At 39.8% G+C, this 18,190-nt stretch carries 7 protein-coding genes and 2 pseudogenes; 3 read left to right on the top strand and 6 right to left on the bottom strand.

Going from position 1 to position 18,190, the window contains the following annotated elements; translation table 11 throughout:
• The first annotated feature begins 41 nt into the window (after positions 1-41).
• On the top strand, positions 42-2,531 hold the full coding sequence (recD2, locus tag ACPC57_RS00045; protein WP_434066046.1) for an SF1B family DNA helicase RecD2: 2,490 nt from the start codon (positions 42-44) through the stop codon (positions 2,529-2,531).
• Between the two features lie 154 nt (positions 2,532-2,685).
• Here the strand turns inward: recD2 and dinB are convergent, their stop codons facing one another.
• Positions 2,686-3,753, bottom strand: a complete 1,068-nt coding sequence (gene dinB, locus ACPC57_RS00040) for a DNA polymerase IV (protein ID WP_434066045.1) — start codon at positions 3,751-3,753, stop codon at positions 2,686-2,688.
• 237 nt (positions 3,754-3,990) lie between these two features.
• Between dinB and pflB the strand changes: the two genes are divergently transcribed.
• Positions 3,991-6,336: a formate C-acetyltransferase gene (gene pflB / locus ACPC57_RS00035; protein WP_434066044.1), complete on the top strand. Its 2,346-nt coding sequence runs from the start codon at positions 3,991-3,993 to the stop codon at positions 6,334-6,336.
• Positions 6,337-6,503: 167 nt separating this feature from the next.
• Here the strand turns inward: pflB and ACPC57_RS00030 are convergent, their stop codons facing one another.
• Positions 6,504-9,473, bottom strand: a complete 2,970-nt coding sequence (locus tag ACPC57_RS00030; RefSeq protein ID WP_434066043.1) for a type I restriction endonuclease subunit R — start codon at positions 9,471-9,473, stop codon at positions 6,504-6,506.
• Between the two features lie 25 nt (positions 9,474-9,498).
• Positions 9,499-9,732 (bottom strand): annotated as a pseudogene (locus ACPC57_RS00025) (cell filamentation protein Fic); the annotation flags it as partial.
• 306 nt (positions 9,733-10,038) lie between these two features.
• Between ACPC57_RS00025 and ACPC57_RS00020 the strand changes: the two are divergent.
• Positions 10,039-10,158, top strand: a pseudogene (locus ACPC57_RS00020) (putative holin-like toxin); the annotation flags it as partial.
• 250 nt (positions 10,159-10,408) lie between these two features.
• Here the strand turns inward: ACPC57_RS00020 and ACPC57_RS00015 are convergent.
• The 3 genes from ACPC57_RS00015 to ACPC57_RS00005 are packed head-to-tail and all read right to left on the bottom strand — an operon-like array spanning position 10,409 to position 17,940.
• On the bottom strand, positions 10,409-14,605 hold the full coding sequence (locus tag ACPC57_RS00015) for an NACHT domain-containing protein (protein WP_434066042.1): 4,197 nt from the start codon (positions 14,603-14,605) through the stop codon (positions 10,409-10,411).
• A 4-nt stretch (positions 14,606-14,609) separates the two neighbouring features.
• Entirely contained in the window at positions 14,610-15,842 is a 1,233-nt protein-coding gene (locus ACPC57_RS00010) for a restriction endonuclease subunit S (protein WP_434066041.1), read from the bottom strand.
• Positions 15,835-17,940: a type I restriction-modification system subunit M gene (locus tag ACPC57_RS00005; RefSeq protein WP_434066040.1), complete on the bottom strand. Its 2,106-nt coding sequence runs from the start codon at positions 17,938-17,940 to the stop codon at positions 15,835-15,837. The genes ACPC57_RS00010 and ACPC57_RS00005 overlap by 8 nt, the downstream gene beginning before the upstream one ends.
• Positions 17,941-18,190 lie beyond the last annotated feature (250 nt).

The raw sequence follows: 18,190 nt of genomic DNA, 5'->3' as shown, positions 1-18,190 counted from the left end.
CGTTCCAAACTTCTTTTTCATTATTATTGGAACTAAACTCTATGAACGAAGTGTATGTTACCGGTACTATTGACCGGATTATTTTTGAAAATCCTAGTAATTTTTATAAAATCCTTCTCCTTGAAATCGAGGAAACTGACGCTGACTATGACGACTACGAAATTATTGTGACCGGAACGATTGCCGATGTCATTGAAGGAGAAGACTATCGTTTCTATGGCAATCTGGTTACCCATCCCAAGTATGGTCAGCAGCTGCAAATTTCGCGTTACGAACGCAGCAAGCCCACTTCTGCCGGACTTGTCAAATATTTCTCCAGTGATCATTTCAAGGGAATTGGACGCAAAACGGCTGAAAAAATCGTTGAGCTCTATGGCGAAGATACCATTGATAAGATTTTAGCTGAACCTGAAAAACTGACCCAAATCACAGGCCTATCCAGCAAGAACAGGCAGGCATTTGTCGAAAAACTCCGCCTCAATTATGGAACCGAAATGATCTTGGCAAAACTAGCCGAGTATGGCATTCCCAATAAATTGGCCTTTCAAATCCAAGACCAGTATAAGGAAAAAACACTTCAGATTATTGAAGAAAATCCCTATCAACTGGTCGAAGATGTCCAGGGGCTCGGCTTTACCATTGCCGATAGGATTGCGGAAAACCTGGGAATTGCCAGTGATTCACCCCAACGCTTTCGGGCTGGTATGCTCTTTAGTCTCATTCATCGCTCCATGGAAACAGGCGATACCTATGTGGAGGCCAGAGACTTACTGGAAGCAACCCTTGAACTGCTGGAAAAATCCCGCCATACAGAGCTGGACCCCGCTGCTGTTGCCAAAGAATTGACGGGACTGATTGCAGACAACAAGGTACAGCAAGAAGGCACAAAGATTTTTGACAACAGCCTCTACTTTGCCGAACATGGCATCCATAAAAACCTGACCCGCCTGATGGGAAAAAATGGTTTCAAACCCTTCCCACGCGCAGACGTTGAGGCTGCTATAGCAGAGCTAGAAACTATGTCTTCCCTTACCTACGATGACATTCAAAAAGAAGCCATCGTCCAAGCCATTACCAATCCGCTTTTCATTCTGACAGGCGGACCAGGGACTGGAAAAACAACGGTTATTAACGGTATTATCGCGGTCTACGCCATCTTGCATAAGATTGACCTAACTGGCAACCGAGAAGAATGCCCTGTCCTCCTAGCCGCTCCAACTGGACGAGCAGCCAGACGAATGAATGAATTGACAGGTCTGCCTTCCGCCACCATCCACCGCCACCTCGGTCTGGTAGAAGGACAAGAAGAATCCTACCGTGATGATTATTTGGATGCCGACTTTATCATCGTGGATGAGTTTTCTATGGTAGATACTTGGTTGGCAAACCAGCTCTTCCAGAACATTTCCTCCCAAACCCAAGTTCTGATTGTCGGCGATGCGGAGCAATTACCTTCTGTCAGTCCCGGCCAAGTCCTAGCTGACCTCTTAAAAATTGACAAGCTACCCAGCATCACTCTGGAACGCATCTACCGCCAATCCGATGATTCAACTATTGTTACCCTAGCCAGCCAGATTCGCCAAGGGGCCCTGCCGAGCGATTTCCGTGAGAAAAAGGCTGACCGCTCCTATTTTGAAGCTCAAAACGAACAAATTCCAGCTCTGATTGAACGCATTGTCGGCGCAGCCATCAAGTCAGGCATCCCTGCAAACGAAGTCCAAATCCTCGCTCCCATGTACCGTGGGGCCGCAGGCATTGACCAACTCAACACCATGACCCAGGCCCTGCTCAATCCTCTAAAAGACGGAGAACTCGAGTTCCTCCACAATGAGCAGGCCTTCCGCCAAGGCGACCGGGTCATCCATTTGGTCAACGATGCCGAGGCCAATGTCTTCAATGGTGATTTGGGCTACATTACCGACCTTCTACCTGCCAAGTACACAGACTCCAAGCAGGATGAGATTACCATCAACTTCGATGGTAGCGAGGTCACCTATCCCCACAATGAGTGGTACAAGATTACCCTGGCCTATGCCATGTCCATCCACAAGTCCCAAGGTAGTGAGTTTCAGGTCGTTATCCTTCCCATCACCCGCACCAGCCACCGCATGCTCCAGCGCAACCTGGTCTACACCGCTATCACCCGTTCCAAGAGCAAGCTCATTCTTCTAGGCGAAATCTCCGCCTTTGACTACGCCGTCAAAAATGCTGGCACCCTTCGCAAAACCTATCTGGTCCCACGTTTCCAAGGGGAAATGGCAAAGCAGGACAGCAAGGAAAGCTTGACTGAAAACAACGAAAGCAAAACAGCCACAGCCAAGCAAAGCCAGCCACCTGCTCAATCGGATAAGCCAAAACAAACAGAGCCAGTAACAGAATTCAGCCAGCAACTGTCCCTTCTTGACCAAGACCAGCCAGAAAAAGCAAGTGCCCAACCTAGAGAATATATTCTAACGGTGGACAACCTGCTAACCATTGACCCCATGATTGGCATAGATCAGGCAGATATTGAAGAGTTTTTTAAAGTATAAAAACCAGCAAGTCAGTAGATTTGCTGGTTTTACTCTAATATGTTCTTTCAGTTTGCGGTTAGAACTCGTTCCAACTATCTGGGAGACCTTTTGAAGGGAGAGAAATTGATAACAAACTCTTCTGTAATTGAGTCCTTTCTCACTCCCACAGAACTCAAGCCTGAAAGTTTGTGACTGTCACTCCTAACAAGCGGATACCTTTTTCAACTTGTCCAATCTCTTCAATCAACTGACGAACCTCTTTTTCAATGATATCTAACTGGTCGGTGTATTCATCAAGACTATGGCGTTTAGTCAGTGTAGAAAAATCACCATAACGCACCTTTAACACAATTGTTCGACCCTTCTTTTCATTACGCTCCAAGCTACCAGTAACCCGTTGACAAAGACTGGTTAACTCTTTCAGTACGTCCTCATCTCGATAAAGTAATTTCCGATAGGTTTTTTCCTTACCAATAGACTTGCGCACTCGATCCGCCTTAACAGGTGAATTGGAAATTCCTCTCGCCTTACGATAGAGGTCAAACCCGAAACGACCGAATGTATCAATCAAAACCATCTCTGGTACATCTAACAGATCCTGCCCTGTGTAGACCCCCATATCATGTAGTCGTTTTACAGTTTTCTTGCCAACACCATGAAATTTTTCAATCGGCAAGGATGCCAATATCCCCACAGCCTCTTCTGGTAAAATCAAGGTCAATCCATGTGGTTTTTCCATATCCGAAGCAATCTTTGCCAAAAATTTGTTATAGGAAACACCAGCTGAAGCTGTCAGATGCAACTCATTCCATATGTCGTATTGGATGAGTTTGGCGATTTTAACTGCCGAGCTAAGGCCTAACTTGTTTTCCGTCACATCTAGATAGGCCTCATCAATTGACATCGGCTCCACCAAATCAGTATAGCGATGAAAGATTTCTCGAACCTGTCGCCCAACTTCTTGGTATTTTTCATAATGACCAGAGATAAAAATAGCCTGCGGACAACGTTCAAAGGCTTCTTTTGAGGACATAGCCGAGTGAATCCCAAAGGCACGCGCCTCATAATTACAGGTCGACACAACGCCTCTACCACCAGATAGTCTTGGATCAGCTCCAATAACAACAGGCTTTCCTTTCAACTCAGGATTGTCCCTTACCTCAATAGCAGCAAAAAAAGCATCCATGTCTACATGAATAATTTTTCTAGATAAATCATTGATTAAGGGAAATACTAACATGGTTACTCCTTTACAATTTAGATTATACCGCAATCAGCTGCTAATGAAAAGAAAGCTACTCTGAACAGATTATCCAAATGACTCCATTTAAACGTCTTGCACGTACCTATTTCTACATGAAAAAGATTGAAAGAATTTTCACAAACTTTCACAACGCTTAACCTTGAAGTAAGTGCTTTCAAATGCTATAATAGTACCATACCGGTGTTAACCGAAATGTTCAAAAGGAGAACCCTCATGTCAACAAAAGTAAAAACAAAAAATGTTGCTGAAGACATTTTCGCCCAAGCCTGGGAAGGCTTCAAAGGTACAGATTGGCAAGAAAAAGCAAGTGTAACTCGCTTCGTTCAAGCCAACTACACTCCATATGATGGAGATGAAAGCTTCCTTGCAGGCCCAACTGAGCGTACACTTCATATCAAGAAAATTATTGAAGAAACAAAAGCTGTTTACGAGGAAACTCGTTTCCCAATGGATATCGACCGTGCGACTTCTATCGCTGATATTCCAGCAGGTTTCATCGATAAAGAAAACGAACTCATCTTTGGTCTCCAAAATGATGAGCTCTTCAAACTTAATTTCATGCCACGTGGTGGTATTCGTATGGCTGAAACAACTTTGATCGAAAACGGCTATACTCCAGACCCACTCCTTCATGAAATCTATACAAAACACGCTACAACTGTAAACGATGGTATCTTCCGTGCTTACACAGCTGACATTCGCCGTGCTCGCCACTCACACCACGTTTCAGGTCTTCCAGATGCTTATTCACGTGGTCGTATCATCGGTATGTACGCTCGTTTGGCACTTTACGGTGCAGACTACTTGATGGAAGAAAAAGTAGCTGACTGGAATGCGATTACTGAAATCGATGAAGAGTCAATCCGCCTTCGTGAAGAAGTCAACCTTCAGTACCAAGCTTTGCAACAAGTTGTGCGTTTAGGTGACTTATACGGTGTTGACGTTCGCAAACCTGCAATGAACACGAAAGAAGCTATCCAATGGACAAACATTGCTTTCATGGCTGTATGTCGTGTTATCAATGGTGCTGCTACTTCACTTGGTCGTGTGCCAATCGTACTTGACATCTACGCTGAACGTGACTTGGCTCGTGGTACATTTACTGAGGCTGAAATCCAAGAATTTGTTGATGATTTCGTATTGAAACTTCGTACAGTGAAATTTGCTCGTACAAAAGCCTTCGACGAAATCTACTCTGGTGACCCAACATTCTTGACAACATCTATGGCAGGTATGGGTAACGATGGTCGTCACCGTGTTACTAAGATGGACTACCGTTTCTTGAACACTCTTGACAACATCGGTAACTCTCCAGAGCCAAACTTGACAGTTCTTTGGTCAGACAAACTTCCATATTCATTCCGTCGTTACTGTATGGCAATGAGCCACAAACACTCTTCTATCCAATATGAAGGTGTAACAACAATGGCGAAAGATGGTTATGGTGAAATGTCTTGTATCTCTTGCTGTGTATCTCCACTTGATCCAGAAAGCGAAGACCAACGCCACAACATCCAATACTTTGGTGCTCGCGTAAACGTCCTTAAAGCCCTTCTTTCAAGCTGGAACAACGGTTACGATGACGTTCACAAAGATTACAAAGTATTCGACGGTGTTGAACCAAATACATCTGAAGTATTTGACTACGACCAAGTGGTTAAGAACTTTGAAATCGCCCTTGACTGGTTGACTGATACATATGTTGATGCCATGAATATCATCCACTACATGACAGATAAATACAACTACGAAGCAGTTCAAATGGCATTCTTGCCAACTCACCTTCGTGCGAACATGGGCTTCGGTATCTGTGGTTTCGCAAACACTGTTGACTCATTGTCAGCAATCAAATATGCACAAGTTAAACCAATCCGTGATGAAGATGGATTTATCTACGACTACGAAGTAACAGGCGACTTCCCACGTTACGGTGAAGACGATGACCGCGTAGATGATATTGCGAAATGGCTCATGGAAGCATTCTTCACTCGTTTGAACAAACATAAATTGTACAAGAATGCTGAAGCTACTGTGTCTATCTTGACAATCACTTCAAACGTTGCTTACTCTAAACAAACTGGTAACTCTCCAGTTCACCGTGGTGTATTCCTCAATGAAGATGGTTCTGTGAACACTTCTAAGGTAGAATTCTTCCCACCAGGTGCTAACCCAACTTCTAAAGCTCGTGGTGGTTGGTTGCAAAACTTGAACACCCTTTCTAAACTCAACTTCAAACATGCCAACGACGGTATCTCATTGACTACTCAAGTTTCTCCAAAAGCGCTTGGTAAAACATTCGATGAGCAAGTAAACAACTTGGTAACAATCCTTGATGGTTACCTTGAACAAGGTGGTCAACACGTTAACTTGAACGTTATGGACTTGAACGACGTTTATGAAAAAATCATGGCTGGTGAAGATGTTATCGTTCGTATCTCTGGATACTGCGTAAACACTAAATACCTCACTAAAGAGCAAAAAACTGAATTGACTCAACGTGTCTTCCACGAAGTTCTTTCAATGGACGACCACGCTGCTGAAGTTTCAGGTCAAGCTTAATCAAGCAAACACAAAAGGACTTACACATGTAGGTCCTTTTTACTATGCCGAAAAATCTTCGGCTCTAAGTGCTGTGGAAGGATAGTAAATCTTCGGAAGGATGCACTGCAGATTTTCGGAAGGATACAGAACCAGTTCATAAAAAAATCCCTATTAAACAGGGATCATCATTTGTCATCCTTCAAACTTCTATAAACATCGTCTATAAAAAGCTTGGCAATTCTCTTTTTAAAATCATCGTTATTAAGCAGGACTCCAAAAAAATCTTGATTTTGTATATAACCCTCAGTCAAAGCATTGTCAATCTCATCCTCAAAAGAAAACTCGAAATCTTCACGAGAATTTACCTTAGCAGACTGCTTGAGTTTCTCATTTTTCTTCATGAGTTCACGAATAGAAACTGCCCCGCTAACACCGATTTGAGGATCAATCGTCAAATCAAGTTGCTCATTGATTTCATCAATAATCTCTGAAAGACGTTTTTCCTGTTCTTCATCAATAGGTCCGATCTTAGGTTTATTAAGCGAAAGAGTATATTCTCCTTCCAAGTCAGCTACGGTATGGACACCTGTTTGCTTGTGCTTCATGTAGTCAACCACAATCTTATCCGCAATGGTAAAATCCGTCCCACCAAGCCGAACTTCAATCATCTTAACCAATTCTTGTAGATAATTATAACGCTCATGCAGAACCTCATTTTGATAGGCAGTAGCTTGAATCAGGAAAGTATACATTCGAAGAAAACCTCGGAAAACTTTTTTGATTTCCAACTGCTCCTTCGCATCAAACTCCCGAACACGACTGCAACCTTTATTCAACAACGCTGTCATCTTCTGCTTATCCCGACTAGAACGTTTCTCTTGATAAAGGAATTGATTAAACTCATGGATAACATCACTGTCAAGAATACCATATTCGTCTATCTTACGCACCAAGTCAAATACATCACTTGGCGTAATAGTTTCTGATAAAATCGTTTCCTTATAGTAAGGAGCAAAAGCCTTGTTTATATCCTCATAGGTATTTTTAAAGTCTAGTACAAAAGTTTTCTTATTGTAGCCTCCCACAGTACGATTGAGGCGAGATAGAGTTTGTACAGCTGCTACATCTCGCAACTTTTTATCTACATACATAGCCACCAATTTCGGTTGGTCAAAACCTGTTTGGTATTTATTGGCCACAATCAAGACCTGATAATCATCTGTATCAAATCTCTCTTTAAGCTTGTCTTCCGCAATTCCGTTCATCAAAGCCTCAGTATAATCCTGATCATCCATACTCACCTTACCTGAAAAAGCAACTAAAGCTCCAATACTGGTGATATGATGCTCTTTGAAATAACGTTTAAAAGACTTTTGATACTTGACTGCTGCTTCACGACCAGATGTAACAATCATAGCTTTACCTTGACCGCCCAACTCAGCCATAATGTCATGACTGATGAAATGGTCCATGATGATTTCAACTTTCTGGTCAATATTTTCATCAGATAATTCGATAAACTTGGCAATCTTTCTCTTGGCAAGACCTGTCTTAAACTGAGGATCCTCCTCAACAGCCTTGTTCAATTTGTAGTAAGTCTTGTAAGTAGTATAGTTATTCAAGACATCCAGAATAAAGCCTTCCTGGATAGCCTGTTTCATAGAGTAGACATCAAAAGGAGCTTTTGAACCATCTGGCAAGGTTTTTCCAAACAACTGGAGGGTTGTCGCTTTAGGCGTAGCTGTAAAAGCGATGATCGAAATGTTGCCTTGCTTTCCTGTCCGAGCGATTTCTTGTTCGATGGCATCCGCCACTGAAACCTCCTGCACCTCATCCATCGTCCCATCTTCAATATCTGTTTCTGTCAAAACTTGACTGACAGCACTCATATAGGAGCCCGTCGTCGAACTGTGGGCTTCATCAATCAGAATGGCAAATCTTTTCTGGGCAGTTGGACCAGCTGTCATCCAATCTGACTTATTGATTTGGGCAAATTTATGAATGGTTGTTGCGATAATCTTGGTATTTCCAGCCAAGGCATCCGCCAAGTCACTGGAAGTCGCCTTTTCATCCATCACCTTGATAACCCCAGGCTGATGCTGGATAGCCTGAACAGCGTCCTGTAGCTGCCTGTCCACAACAATCCTGTCTGTCACAATCAAGACCGCATCCACAACATTTCGGTCTTCGTGGTCATGCAGACTGACCAAACTATGTGCCAACCAAGCAATCGTATTAGTCTTGCCAGACCCTGCCGAGTGTTGAATCAGGTAATTACTATCGGTGTGATTGACCTTCATATCCTCTAGGACACGGTTTACTGCCCGTCTTTGCTGGTAACGAGGGAAAATCAGCGTTTTCTTGCATTTTTTATCCCGATCAACCTTCAAAAAGATAAAGCGTTCAATCAACTGGAGGATACTGTCTTTAGCCAGCACTTCCTTCCAAAAATAGGCTGTATCTGGACCAGATTCATTGTGCGGATTTCCAGCCCCTTGGTCAACTCCTTCACCTTTCCCCATATTGAAGGGAAGGAAATAGGTATCTTGCCCCTTGATTTCGGTCGTCATGTAGACTTCTAAGGTATCTACCGCGAAAGAAGCCAAAACGCCCGCATTAAACTTAAACAAGCGATTTTTGCTATCTCGCTTTTTCAACTGACGAATAGCATCATCTACCAATTGACCACTGGAATTAAGCTTCAACTCAATCGCAAACAAAGCTAGGCCATTCAGAAAGAGAACCAAGTCTACACGTTCCTGATCCTTGTAGACAACCTCTTCCATAACTGTAAAACGATTTTGCTCATACCGCTTAACTGCCTTGGCATTAAAGGAAGTGGCAGGCTTGGGATAGACCAGTTTCAATTGTTTATTTTCAATGTAAACCCCCGACTTCAAGGCAAAGAGAAGACCTCCCTTGATAATTTCTTGGTTAATCAAGTTGAGAATAACCTCTTTGTCCAACTTCTTCAAGAGATAGTCCATCTCGTCTTCTTGGGTTGCTCGCAGAAACTCCCACAAGATGTCTGTATCCATTGCCAAGCGTTGATTATAATTGCTCTGCGGTCTGTGAGTAAAACCATTTTCTGTTTCTAAATCCTTGATAATCCACTGCTGAAAATCATAACGTTCTGTAAGGTCAAAATGAGCCATAGGTATTCCTTATTCTTCCTTGTACTTACTCTACATCATCGAGGGAGAGAATAGACAAATACATATCCAATCTCCCTTTCAAATAACGAGCAAACAAATCTTCCATTGCTGACAGGCTTCCCTTAGCATAGAAGTCATCAAAGGCCTGATATTAGGCTAATCGATCTGAAACTTTAATATCAATAGGAGGAGAGCCAGCCTTCATCAGCTCCAAGTTGACCAAGAGTCGTCCAGTTCGACCATTGCCATCGACAATAGGACATCTCTCCTCCTAACCAAAACAGTCCTTTTTCCTAACACTATTATAGCACAGTTCGGAAGGATAGACGACAAGCGGAAGGCGGGGTAGCAGTTTTTCGGAAGGATAGGGATTGCATAATAGTTTTTATAGAATAACCAGTCATCAAAAATTCACCTATTTTCTATGTAGGTATGCTATAATTTTTTATGCAGAAGAGTTTCTCAAATGGGTGGGTAGGTTTTGTGTTTCTAAACCTCTCAAAGACGGTGGCTCTAATTTCTGAAAGGTAGGTGGTGCCTATGGGCAACTCATCAAAATCTAACAGAAAGGAGCAGATTGTTGTCAGTTTACGAGACGATGCAACTGATCCTGGGATTCGGTAGTTTCCAACTATCCCTTATTGGCTTAGTGATTATCATCGTAAAAATGAGCAATAAAAAATAACCGTCTAAACTTTGACCGGTTGACGATTATTTTTTAGTAATTATAAAACTAGTCACCGTCTTAAACGGTTCTGCATTGGGTAGTTGTGAGTGCAACTACCCTTTTCTATTCTCATTATAACCTAACTAGAAAAAACAGTCAAACGAGATCCTATTTGGCGGTTAGAGCTCCGAACTAAACTGGTGCTTATTCTAATACAGTTCGGAAGGAAAGAGGAGAAAGGAAGATATTTAACTTATATACAGACTAATCAATCCTTAACTGTCCTTTGCTCATCCAAATATATTTGACTACTCATACTATCTTTATCCTCCCAAAAAATACCTTCCCATCGACTGTAATATTGTTCCCTTGGTGTTTGAGTGAAATATTGCTTCTCTCCAACGAAATCCCAGATAATGCTCAATCCATTTTCTTTTAAAAATCTATCAAGATAATCTTTTCTAATGACTAATCCGTTAATCACACCAGTCAGTTCTCCATCAAAAACGACTAAGTCGTTGCCATCATAATAATAACCATCGTGCTCTTTCTGAGTTAAATTCAGTTTACTTACGATTGTAGTACTTGGAATATCGAATGAAACTGTTTCTTTTTTCGATAAATCGTATTCTTCCTCCCATAAAAAATGGATGCGAGCTGGCTGTAACTTAGCAATTTTCTTTTTGATATTTACGACAACATCTTCTTCTATCTCTACAATTTCAAATTCGTCATCTGAACACTTAAAATCTATCTTTTTCCGTTGCTCAATTCTCTGTTTACCAGTGTCTACATAGTAATCACACCCAATATTATTAGCCTCTGTTACACTTGGTGACCAAGCAAACTCCCGATTAAAAAATTGATAGTAAGAAGGGGCGCCATCAGAAATATTATTTCTCAAAAACTTTTTTTCTTGGATGTTTTGTATAAAGTCCGCAAACTCTGAGTTCTCAATAAAATAGGCCTCTATTTTTCTCCAAATCCTTTGTTCTCCTTCAATATAACCAAATAAATTTTCTTCACTTTCCTCAGGTTTATATTTTAATTCTTTGTGTTGGTGTAATAACACCCACTCAATTCCATTATCATCTTTATAATGCAAAGGCTTATTAAATAAACTCGGTTTTTGATTAATCCATTCATCAATCTCTTCATTGTTATTCGATTCTTGTTCAAGAAATTCTAACTCATAATCAATACTAAACTTCGGAAGAATGTGCAATGGTGATAAAGTGTGATAATTCAAAGTAGGATCGAAGTCTCTTACATAGGGTTCCCAAGGTCCTTTAAAACTAGTGTCTTCTTCATCATCCCATTTTTTGAGATTATAAGCGTCAGAGACCCTAGCCAAAATATTATAGAAGGTTATCCATTGGTATTTTTTCCCAATTCTTTCAACCGTCTGACCTCCACTTCTATCTAGCGGATGGCGCATCCCCATATCATATTCTGACAAATATTTATTTGATGTATATCCTAATTCATCACGAATAAATTGCATAGCGTAATGATATAAATTTTCAACATCTATATTCTCAAATTGAGTCAATACTGCTTGGAAAGTGTATCTTCCAAAATCGCCATACATTCCGACTCCTTCTGGTCTCATGGAAGAATCTATCCGATCAAATCCATCTATATTTGAACCTGCTTCATAATCTCTATAAGTCTCAGTCGGTACTACTGGAATCGGTTCTGATTTATAAGGAGGTATTATTTTTGAATAATCCATTATAGTTTTCTTGGTAGGAAATTCAAATAAAAATCTCTCAATAATTAATCTTGCATAATCTCTTAGCAAAATATCTGGATAGATAAATTCCTTATCAAATACACTCAAATAAACATATTCTGCCAAGGATTGAAATTCTCTATCAAACAGATTAACTTTTTTGGTACTGGCTCCAAATATTACTCCATATAGTCTCTGAATAATATAAGGATCATTCACATCTTCAAACTTTCTTAACAGAAATTCACTTAATTCAAAATCATACTTTAATATTTCTATCATAGCCTTTGAAGTTTCATCTCTCAATTTTCTGTTAGAAGACGATAATAACCATGTGAATAAAGTGAGGATTAGCTTGGTTTTTTCTTTTGACAGTCCATTAATCCTATCTCCATTGTCATATAAAGAAATTAACTGATAGACCCTCTCATCTTCATAAGTTAATCGATTAATAAACGGCAACCAAAATCCATCGCGTTCGCTTAGTTTTTTAGTAAACAATATTTCGTGTAAAAATTCTGCATTCAGCGGAGATTTTTCTTTAGAACAATTTTCAATAAGAACTCGTAAAACTGAATCAATATCAGTGGGGTAATGATTTGCAATACTTCTAAAAAGTTCTCTACTCAACGTATCAACTGGACGCCAAGAAAAACTCTTTATGTATCTATTTGCTAAATCATAACAATCATGCTTATCAGTGACTTTTTCAATAATATTAATACAGTCTTCACCAAATTTTTGAAAGCAAAAACAACAGACAAAAAGAAAAGTATCGATATCATAGCCGTTTTGGATTTCCCCCTTTTCAATCTTCAATAACTCTTTTTCAGAGTACTTTCTGATTGCTTCTTTATCAAAATAGAGTTCCATGACAACTTTTGCTTTTAAATAGTCTTCTAATAAGTTATATCCAAAAGAATAAACCTCTCTGTCTTTAGATAAATATTCGATTACGAGACCTGATTTGACGAGATTTGAAATAAAGAATGGCTTTTTTGAAATACCGTAATTCGACCAAAAATTTAACCGCAACAAATCTTTTTTACTTATACTATTTGTTATATTTTGTAGTTGATATTGAGCAATCTCCAAAAGTAAATCCATTAAAATTGCTCCAGAATCTGGAATTTCCAAAATTTGTTGAATTTCCTCATCAACTTTAGCAATAATTCTTTCAAACATTTGAAAAAGATTTAACTCTTCTCCATTATATGTCTTACAAAAAAGAGTTAAATAAAGGGGATTCGTCATTTCATAGTTCAGAAAGTCAGATGTTGAAAATGGAATCCCATGGAAGTTTAAAAATTCTCTCGTTGCTTCAATAGACTTATCTTGAAAACCAACATGTATAACACTTAAAATCCGACCATCTTGTAACTTCTTGTTCATATTTTCTTCAAAAACAAGGTTTTCATAACCTGCTCTAACAGATAGAATGATTTTAATATGTACTCGTTTTTCAATTTCAGAAAGAATTTTTGCAAGTCCATTCTTCCATACAGCTCGATTTGGAGTTTCGTTGATTGCATCAATTAAAATATAAATATTTTTATTCTCAACTTCTCCAAGAATATCTAATATATCTAAAAAATTACGAAGTCCGCCTCGGAAATCTAGTCTTTCCATAATTTGTGAAGAAATATCATTACTAGCTGAATAATGGTGCCCCAACAAAAGAAGGGAAAGACCTTCGTTATCCATTATCTCCTTTGTGGCTGTTGCAAGCAGCTGTGTTTTCCCCATACCCGCTTCGCCATTAACAACAAGAATTTTTTCTGTAATTAGTGCATATTCCTCTCTCGAGCAACCAAAAAAGTCAATAATCTCTAATAACCTATCAACTTCACGAATCTTATTGTAGAATCTATTCCGCTCATCTTTAGAAAGACTTTCATCTGACTCTATGTCAGTTTCTAAGCTCTTTTTCATTACAGCAAGTTCTTCCAACTCAGATTTTAATGTTTGATTTACTTTAGAATTCCACTCCAGACACTCGTCGACACTATCAACCGTTATGTCTTTTAAGCCGTTTATACAATTCTTTATTTTTGAAATTATATCCTCATTTCTTATGTAGTAAAGAGTATCTAATTCACTAATTATGTCCGATTTTTTACTATTAATTTTATCAATAGCACTTTGATTTTTTGTAAATAGTTGGATTTTTTCATCTGTTCCTGTTACTACATTAAACTTTGGGTTGTATCTAGTTCCTAGTGAATCAAACGATAATTGATTGTATTCCCTAAACCTTTCTTTTGTGATAGTTTGATTTCCAAAAAAGAACGATTGTAAATCAGGATAATCAATAATAGTCGCAAGAATCTCATTATTACTAATAACCACAATCTCAATATCGTGTTCATTTAGGCTATTTTCTATTTTTTTGAAACTTTTACTATCCAATGACAAATCTTTGTTGCAATAAAGATAAAAAGCATCAAGTGAATGGGAATATTTTTCAATAGTTTTTTCTACAGATTTTTGAATGTGACTATAATCAACTCCATTTTGAAAGAATTTTGATTGAAAAGCAATATATCTATCCAGTTTATGACTGTAAATAGGGTTCGCCTCAGTACCTGGATGATTGGGACTTGAAACCAATACAGATGTTGCATCCAAAAACTGCCTTTTAAACAGTATCCTGGTCAGTTGCTCAAAAGTATCCCTTGGATTAGAATGAATGGCTTCAAAATTACTCCAAGAAATATTATTCTTCGTCATACATCTAAATCCTCCTTTTCCCTGTCACATAATCATAAATCAGTGTTTGGCGTTGTTTGTTGATATTTTCGATTTGTTCTTTTTTAATGGCAATCATTTGATTGATTTGCTCTGACTTTTTATCTAAAAAGTCAGCGATTGGGGTTTGTTCACCTAATGGAGGAACCACCAGTTTAATTTTCTCAATGACTCCCATTCCAATATTTTGTTGCGTTCCAAAAGACCATTTGTTTTGAATTTGTTTAGTAAACGCATCTGACAACATAAAGTAATATATAAACTTTTGGTTTGCCAAATCGCTCCTAGTCCTTACCAATGCAAGAGGAGACCAAATATCAAAAATTTCATCAGTGTTTACTATGCCAACATTACCAGTTGTTGCTCCTGATTTGACAATGAAAATATCATTTTTTTGAGGACTTACTTTCCGACTAAAGATTTTGTGAGCAGTCTCAGATATATATCCCCTTTTGTAACGAAAATCTAAAATACCATTTTTCACGGATTCTGCAGACAAAAACGGTATTCCTTCATCATAAAGGGTTGGGGTTTCGTGAGGTCCGTCCGTAACAGGAGTAGAAACTAGATATTTTATCGGCTTCACTCCCCACCCCTCTGGTATCTGTCCTATCCAGTTAACACCTGAGTCTTTTAGGGCAACGGTTTTATCCAGTCCTTTTGTGACGGTTTCGTAAATCAGGCTTTGGCGGTAGTCTTCCAAGGTCTTAATTTGCTCTTCCAGAAGGCTTTTGACCTTATCCAGTTGAGCGACTTTTTTATCGAGGAAATCAGCGATTTGGGTTTGTTCATCTAATGGAGGCATCACAAAATGATGATTTTGTAAATCAGTTTGTGTCATACTTGGCAAAGCAGTATTGGTCGAATATAACCCAAAAGGAATTTGCAAAGCTACATAATAAATAAATTTTGCATGAATACCAGATTTTGGGACACCATAAAACATTGTATCGACTGTCCAAAATTTTCCTTCTATGTAAAGCGGTTTGTCTATAGTCCCTTTTCTTCCTAATAAAATTGCAGTTCCATCATGTAAATATTTTCTTGCGTATGCAAACTGACCTCCAGAACCAATTACTGGATAACCTGTTTCATCAGTTTCTATATCTTTGTAGTCTTTTCCATTATTTATCTCTAAACAATCTTTTAGTCTGACAATCTCCCACTCCTCTGGTACTTCCCCAATCCACTCGATACCACTATCTTTCATCCTAGTCATGTTTGAGGTCCTCCAAGAGTGCTTGTAGTTGGTCTTCTAGGTCATAGAATTTTTTGAGCAGGTCTTCTGCCTTTTCTGGAGCTTGATATTGGTAAAAATAGCGGGTAAAGGGGATTTCTGCTCCCAGCTTGTTTTCCTCCCACCAGTAGTGAGCATCTGGCACATGGGGATAGACTTCCCGTTCAAAATAAGTCTCCACTTCTTCCGAGAGCTTGACAATCTCAGAATCCTTAGTAGTCTTGTCATAGACGATACCGTCCGCAATCTCACCCAGCTTGTCTTTCTTCTTAGTTGTGATAACCTCGGCAGTCTTGTCCATCTCACTCATAGCAAGGGCTATGGCATTGAGATTGGCTGTGGTCAGCTTGACTTCTGACAAAAGGTCTTTCAGTACGGCTGTAAAGGTCTCAAAGTTTGGATAGGTAGCTTCCGACAGACCTTGACGGAGGGCCTGGAGGATTTCCTCTTGCTTTTTCCGACCGTCTTCTAGTTTTTGTAGTTCCTTATCTTGCTTGGCTGTGCGTGGCTCCATTTCCAGCAATTCTTGGTACTTGTACTCATCAAAGAGCTTCGCAAAAAACTGGACCGACTGGACACTTTCCAGACTTTTCTCTGTAATTTCTCCACGGCGTTGTAGAGGCTGCATGACCAGGTATTCTTTATAAAGAAATTCCTTGCTGTCAAAGATTTTCACACGGTCGTTTTCCGCAAAGTCATGGTACCACTTGAGGATGTCCTTGATATTGTCCTGTGATAACTCACGGCGTTTTTGTCCCAGCGACTTTCGCAAGGGAACAAATTCATTGGTCGCATCGATAAACTGTACCTTCCCCTGTCTTTCTGGACTCTTATCCTTATTATAAAGCCAGATGTAAATGCCGATTCCAGTATTGTAGAAAAATTGACCCGGTAGAGCGACAATGGCCTCCAACAAATCATTTTCTAAGATATACCGCCGGATTTGGCTTTCCCCAGATGTCGTTCCACCTGAGAACAGAGGCGAACCGTTTGAAATGATAGCAGCTCTGCCATTTTCCTCCAACTTCGCCAAAGCATGTAGATGGAAGAGCAACTGTGCATCGCCTGTCGTGGGCGTATTGACGAAACGACCTTCCCTGCCGTCTGTCGACTCAAAGAGTGCCTGATCAGCCTTGACCGCTTGCTCTACTCCGTCATCCGCATCCTTACCTCCCCAAGACTGACCAAAAGGTGGATTGGCAATAACAAAGTTCATCTTCTTATCGTGAAATGGGTCTGAATCCTTGAGCGTATCCGTCTTGACAAAGTAATCCGACTCTTCCTGACGAATCAGCATATCCGCCTTGCCAATACCATAGGTTTCATCTAGGTACTCCTGACCAAACAAGCGAACGTTGACCTTGGGATTGAGCTGTTGAATATAGCTTTTGGCAGTTGCCAGCATACCGCCTGTACCTGCCGCCATATCTAAAACCTTAATCTCTTTATTGTCAACAAAAAGCTCTTCATCTGCCTCCATCAAGAGCAGGTTGACCATAAGAGCGATGACTTCCCTCGGTGTATAATGAGAACCCGCCTCCTCGTTTTCAGAAAAGCGGCGGATAATATCCTCAAACATATAGCCCATCCGCATAGAGTCAACGGTGCTAGGGGACAAATCAAGTTCCGAGAATTTCTTCACTACTGTAAAGAGACGCCCTTTACTTGCCAAGGTATCCACCTGCTCCTTAAATTTCAAATTCTCGATAATATCCTTAACTCGTTTGGAATACCCATCTAGGTAATCCAAAAAATTATCCTTGATGGCATCGGGTTCGTTCAACAAGTTCTTAAGTGTATGCTTGCTGGTATTGTAATATTTATAACCCGTGATAGACTCAAAGATTTTCTCTGGCGTTGAAGGATTTGATTGGTACTGAGCCAATACTTTTTCTTTAGTAGGCAATAAAGCCGCCTCCAAGCGAGCCAATACAAACATGGGAATAATGACATCACGGTATTTATCCGCTCGGTAAGCACCTCGTAAAGTATTGGCAATTGACCAGACCAAGCTGACATCCTTGCTGATGTTGACATCATTTGCTTGAAACAGAGGGAGTTTCCTTCTTATATCGACCATAATTTCTCCTAGAATAATCAAAAATATACTACTATTGTACCAAAAAATAGGACCCCACATTCAAATGCAGGGTCACTTTCATTCTAATAATATTTTTGGGCTCTTTGTCAACTGTAGTGGGTAGATGAAAAGCTAACACCTAGAGAGGACGAACTTCGTCCTCTCTTTCTTTATGTTCAAAGCAATCAAAACCCGTTTTTTAAAGTTTTCAAAGTTCCTGAAACCAAAGGCATTTCTCTTAATGACTTTG

It is taken from the genome of Streptococcus sp. VTCC 12886 (assembly GCF_049893425.1).
In the GTDB taxonomy this organism is placed as follows: Bacteria; Bacillota; Bacilli; order Lactobacillales; family Streptococcaceae; genus Streptococcus; species Streptococcus suis_AA.
This window is presented reverse-complemented; position numbering and strand designations above follow the sequence as displayed.